We start from the raw sequence: 5,310 nt of genomic DNA, 5'->3' as shown, positions 1-5,310 counted from the left end.
GGCCAGAACCGGCAGGTATGAGACGACCCATAATCACGTTCTCTTTCAACCCTGTCAGCTTATCCGTCCTGCCCGCCATCGAAGCGTTAGTCAACACTTTGGTGGTTTCCTGGAACGAGGCTGCCGATATGAAGCTGTCGGTGCTCAACGAAGCTTTTGTCACCCCAAGCAGCAAGGGTTCGGCATGGGCCGGTTGACCACCTTCTCTCATAATTTTGTCATTTTCTTCTTGGAATCGCCACCACTCTACTTGCTCACCCAACATAAAAATGGAATCACCAACACCGGTAATGGTTACGCGCCGTAACATCTGACGAACAATTACTTCAATATGTTTATCGTTAATTTTAACACCCTGTAAACGATAGACCTCTTGAATCTCATTGACCAAGAACTTAGCCAACTCCTTGACACCCAAGACCCGCAAAATGTCATTAGGTGCCGGCGAACCATCCATCAATGCCTCACCAGCCTTGACATAATCTCCTTCGTGGACACTTATATGTTTCCCCTTAGGAATAGCGTACTCTTTGGCCTCACCAAGCTCTGGTGTAACAATTACTCGCTTCTTACCCTTGGTATCTTTGCCATAACTTACCTGGCCATCAATTTCAGAAATAACGGCATACTCTTTAGGCATCCGAACCTCGAACAACTCTGCTACCCGAGGAAGACCACCAGTAATATCCTTGGTCTTTGTCGTTTCCCGTGGGATTCTTCCTAACACTGTGCCCGGTGAAATTTCTTGACCTTCCTGAACATTAACAAGAGCCCCAACAGGCAGAGAATAACGAGCTACAGTGCCAGTTTTCGGCAACTTTACCCCTCGGCCATCCTTATCTTTAAGCGAGATCCGAGGATTCAAATTGCTATGCCGAGACTGCATGATAGCAAAACTTGACTTGCCAGTTATCGGATCAAGTTTTTCCTGCATGGTGACACCCTCTTGAATGTCGCCAAATTTAACAATACCGCCGACCTCACAAACAATAGGGATGGTGAAAGGATCCCAGTCGGCGATCATAGTGTCTGGCGAGATCTCATCACCGTCATTATAATGAAGTTTAGCCCCATAATTCACAGGATAACGTTCCCGCTCACGCCCCATAGGCCCAAATATGCTTATCTCTCCATTTCTGTTCATAACAACTAATTTGCCATCACTACCGGCAACAGTATGCAGCCCCTGAAGTCGGATAACACCTCCGTGCTTAGTCCGAACCTCTGCAACCGCGGCACTTCGACTGGCGGTACCACCGATATGGAAGGTACGCATGGTCAACTGAGTTCCTGGTTCACCAATTGATTGAGCAGCAATAATACCTACAGCCTCCCCTTGGTTGACCATATGACCGCGACCTAAATCACGCCCATAACATTTAGCACATACACCGCGTTTTGCTTGGCAAGTTAGCACTGACCTGATATGGATGCGATCAATACCTGCCTTGTCAATCAATTCGACCTCACGCTCGGTAATTTCCACATTGGATTGAACCAAGACAGTATCGGTGAAAGGATCGATGATATCTTCTAAGGCTACTCGACCAAGAATTCTATCCCCGACATGTTGAATAACCTCACCACCTTCCATCAATGGTTCTGCTTCAATACCATCCAAGGTACCGCAATCGCGCTCGACAATAGTAGAATCCTGGGCAACATCGACCAGACGTCGGGTGAGATAACCGGAGTTAGCAGTTTTCAAAGCGGTATCAGCAAGACCCTTACGTGCGCCGTGAGTTGAAATGAAATATTCAAGAACACTTAACCCTTCACGGAAATTGGCTTTAATCGGTGACTCGATAATAGCGCCTGATGGCTTGGCCATCAATCCGCGCATCCCGGCCAATTGACGGATCTGATCCTTAGAACCTCTCGCACCGGAATCAGCCATAACGAAAATAGAATTAAAGCTTGGAGTCTCGATGAGTTTGTTATTGGCATCACGCAGATACTCGACACTCAGCTCCTTCATCATCTCCTGGGCCACTTCGTCGGTTGTTCGAGACCAAATATCGACCATCTTGTTATATTTTTCGCCGGCGGTGACTAAACCATCTGCATACTGCCGCTCGACTTCCATAACCGAATTGGTGGCCTTGGAAATCAAATCTTCCTTGCTCACCGGAATCTTCATATCATTAATACAGATCGATATGGCGGAAGAAGTAGCATGTTCATATCCCATATCTTTAAGTCGATCAGTAAGGATAACCGTGTCTTTAGTCCCAGCGTGACGATAAGTGTAATCTATCAACCGAGCCAATTCTTTTTTAGTGAGAACTTTATTGATCTGGGAAAATGGCACAGAACTCGGGAGTAATTCAGAAAGGAGTATTCTGCCCACAGTAGTATCAACAATCTCACCTTCGATTCTCACCTTGATTTGGGCCTGCATGTTAATCACCTTGTGATCAAATGCGACCCGAGCCTCTGCTGGGTTGGCAAAGAGCCTTCCCTCGCCCTTGGCCAATGGCCTGGTCCGACTCAAATAATACAGACCGAGAACAATATCCTGAGACGGGACAATGATCGGCTCGCCATTGGCTGGGGATAGAATATTGTTGGTTGACATCATCAAAACCCTGGCCTCAAGTTGCGCCTCAACCGTCAGGGGTACATGGACTGCCATCTGATCACCGTCAAAGTCGGCGTTAAAGGCTGAACATACAAGAGGATGCAACTGAATGGCCTTACCCTCGATCAACACGGGCTCAAAGGCCTGCATACCAAGGCGATGAAGGGTGGGCGCTCGGTTAAGAATAACCGGAAACTCGTTAACTACTTCATCTAATACATCCCATACTTCTTTAACTCCTTTCTCCACCATCTTCCGCGCACTCTTGATAGTGGTGACATAACCATGCTGTTCCAGCTTATTGTAAATAAAGGGCTTAAATAGCTCCAAAGCCATTTTTTTAGGAAGACCGCATTGATGAAGACGAAGATGAGGACCGACGACAATGACAGTACGACCCGAGTAATCGACACGTTTACCAAGCAAGTTCTGACGAAAACGCCCTTGCTTCCCTTTAAGCATGTCACTTAAGGACTTGAGAGGCCGCTTATTTGAGCCGGTAATTACCTTGCCACGCCGCCCATTATCGAAAAGCACATCGACTGCTTCCTGCAACATTCGCTTTTCATTACGTATGATGATCTCCGGAGCATCTAACTCAAGCAGACGCTTCAAACGATTGTTGCGATTGATAACTCTTCGATAGAGATCATTGAGGTCCGAGGTTGCAAACCGTCCACCTTCCAAAGGGACCAATGGTCTCAAATCTGGCGGCAATACCGGAATGACATCAAGAATCATCCATTCAGGACGATTTTCTGAATCACGAAAGGCCTCAACGACATTAAGCCGCTTAGCAAATTTTTTCCGTTTAGCATCAGAACTTGTAGTTTTCATCTCTTCGCGCAAAACCAACGATAGCGATTGCAAATCAAGGTTATGCAACATATCCTTGATTGCCGAAGCGCCGATGCCAACGGTGAATTTATCACCAAAATCAGTCCGTACCTGCCGGTACATATCCTCATTCAACAAGGTGCCGACAACCAGACTGGGTTCATCAGAGCGAACTACAACATAGGAATCGAAATACAGAACCTTTTCCAGTTCCTTCAAGGTCATATCAAGCATATTACCTATCTTGCTGGGCAAACTCTTCAAGAACCAAATGTGGGCAACAGGAGCGGCCAACTTAATATGCCCGAGCCGTTCACGGCGAACTTTGGATTGAATGACCTCGACACCACACTTCTCACAGACTACACCGCGGTGCTTCATCCGCTTATATTTACCGCAGTTACATTCGTAGTCCTTGACAGGACCGAAGATTTTAGCACAAAATAATCCATCACGTTCAGGCTTAAACGTTCGGTAATTTATGGTCTCAGGTTTAAGTACCTCCCCGTGAGACCAGTCCATGATTTTTTCTGGCGATGCAATTGATATTCTGACCGTATTAAATTTTACCGGCGCCTTTGCTTTGGAAAAAAAACTAAAAAGTTCGTCCACGGCACACCCCTATTTCGTTATAAAGTAACGTCCGCTCACTTGACTTCTCAACCAATCTGTTTCAGTGACCACTCGAATCTCAGTGTCTCTCTGTTGCAACTGGCTCTCTTTGAGCGTACGGTTTAGCAAAAAACTACCACAACATAAGATCCATCTCCTCATCAGGAGATAAGGCGGTTATCACTCGTCCAGCAACTCCATATCAAGACAGAGTCCCTGAAGTTCCTTAACCAAAACATAGAACGATTCAGGTAACCCTGCCTCAAGGAAGTTATTGCCCTTAACTATTTTTTCATACATCTTGGTCCGTCCGCCAACGTCATCTGACTTTACCGTCAAGAATTCCTGCAGGGTATATGCAGCGCCATAGGCTTCCATTGCCCACACTTCCATTTCCCCCAAACGCTGCCCACCGAACTGCGCTTTACCTCCAAGAGGTTGTTGGGTAACAAGTGAATATGGACCTGTCGATCTCGCATGAATTTTATCATCGACTAAGTGATGTAATTTAATGATATACATTGTCCCGACGGTGATTGGGTTATCGAACTGCTCCCCTGTCAAACCATCATATAAGTAACTCTGACCGACCTCACTCATTCCTGACTCGACCAGAAGGGATCGTATCTCTGTCTCCTGAGCGCCATCGAAGACGGGTGTTGCCATGTGCAATCCCTTCTTCATCTTCACGGTCATGTCTAAAATGTCCTGGTCGCTCAGTCCGTCAGTCAACTGTTTATATTCATCCTCCGAGTAGATCTTCTGGAGTTTGTCCTTAACAGCAGTGACCTCTTGTCGCTGACCGAACTCAAATAGCTGTTCACCAAGTTTCTTTGCAGCCAAGCCCAAATGAGTTTTAAGCACCTCACCAAAGTGCATACGAGATGGTACACCGAGAGGATTTAGAACAATATCAACTGGTGTGCCATCAGCAAAGTACGGCATATCCTCTTCCGGTAAGATTCTGGAAACAACACCCTTATTACCATGGCGACCGGCCATTTTATCACCAACTGACAGCTTACGCTTTTTGGCAACATATATCTTGACCATCTTGATAACGCCAGGTGGCAGATCGTCGCCCTTGCGCAAGCGTTCAATCCGGGCCTCATATCGTTTTTTCACTACCTTAGCCTGGCTCTCGTAGCGCTCGTAAATGAGATCAATCTCACCCTTATAGGTGACGCTTTCGGCAAAAGAAATCTTGCGGATCGCATTCAATCGCATCTGCAACACCTTGTCACGATGAATAATATCACCCTTAGTAACTAGTACTTCTG

Annotated in this window: 2 protein-coding genes; both read right to left on the bottom strand. The window is 46.4% G+C overall.

Annotation, left to right across the window (positions count from 1 at the left end; translation table 11 throughout):
- Nucleotides 1-4,030 (bottom strand): DNA-directed RNA polymerase subunit beta' (gene rpoC / locus FP815_03965; protein MBA3014093.1); only part of this gene is annotated, 4,030 nt, incomplete at its 3' end.
- Nucleotides 4,031-4,210: 180 nt separating this feature from the next.
- On the bottom strand, nt 4,211-5,310 hold a 1,100-nt coding region (locus FP815_03960), incomplete at its 5' end, for a DNA-directed RNA polymerase subunit beta (GenBank protein ID MBA3014092.1).

This window comes from Desulfobulbaceae bacterium, from assembly GCA_013792005.1.
Classification (GTDB): domain Bacteria; phylum Desulfobacterota; class Desulfobulbia; order Desulfobulbales; family VMSU01; genus VMSU01.
This window is presented reverse-complemented; position numbering and strand designations above follow the sequence as displayed.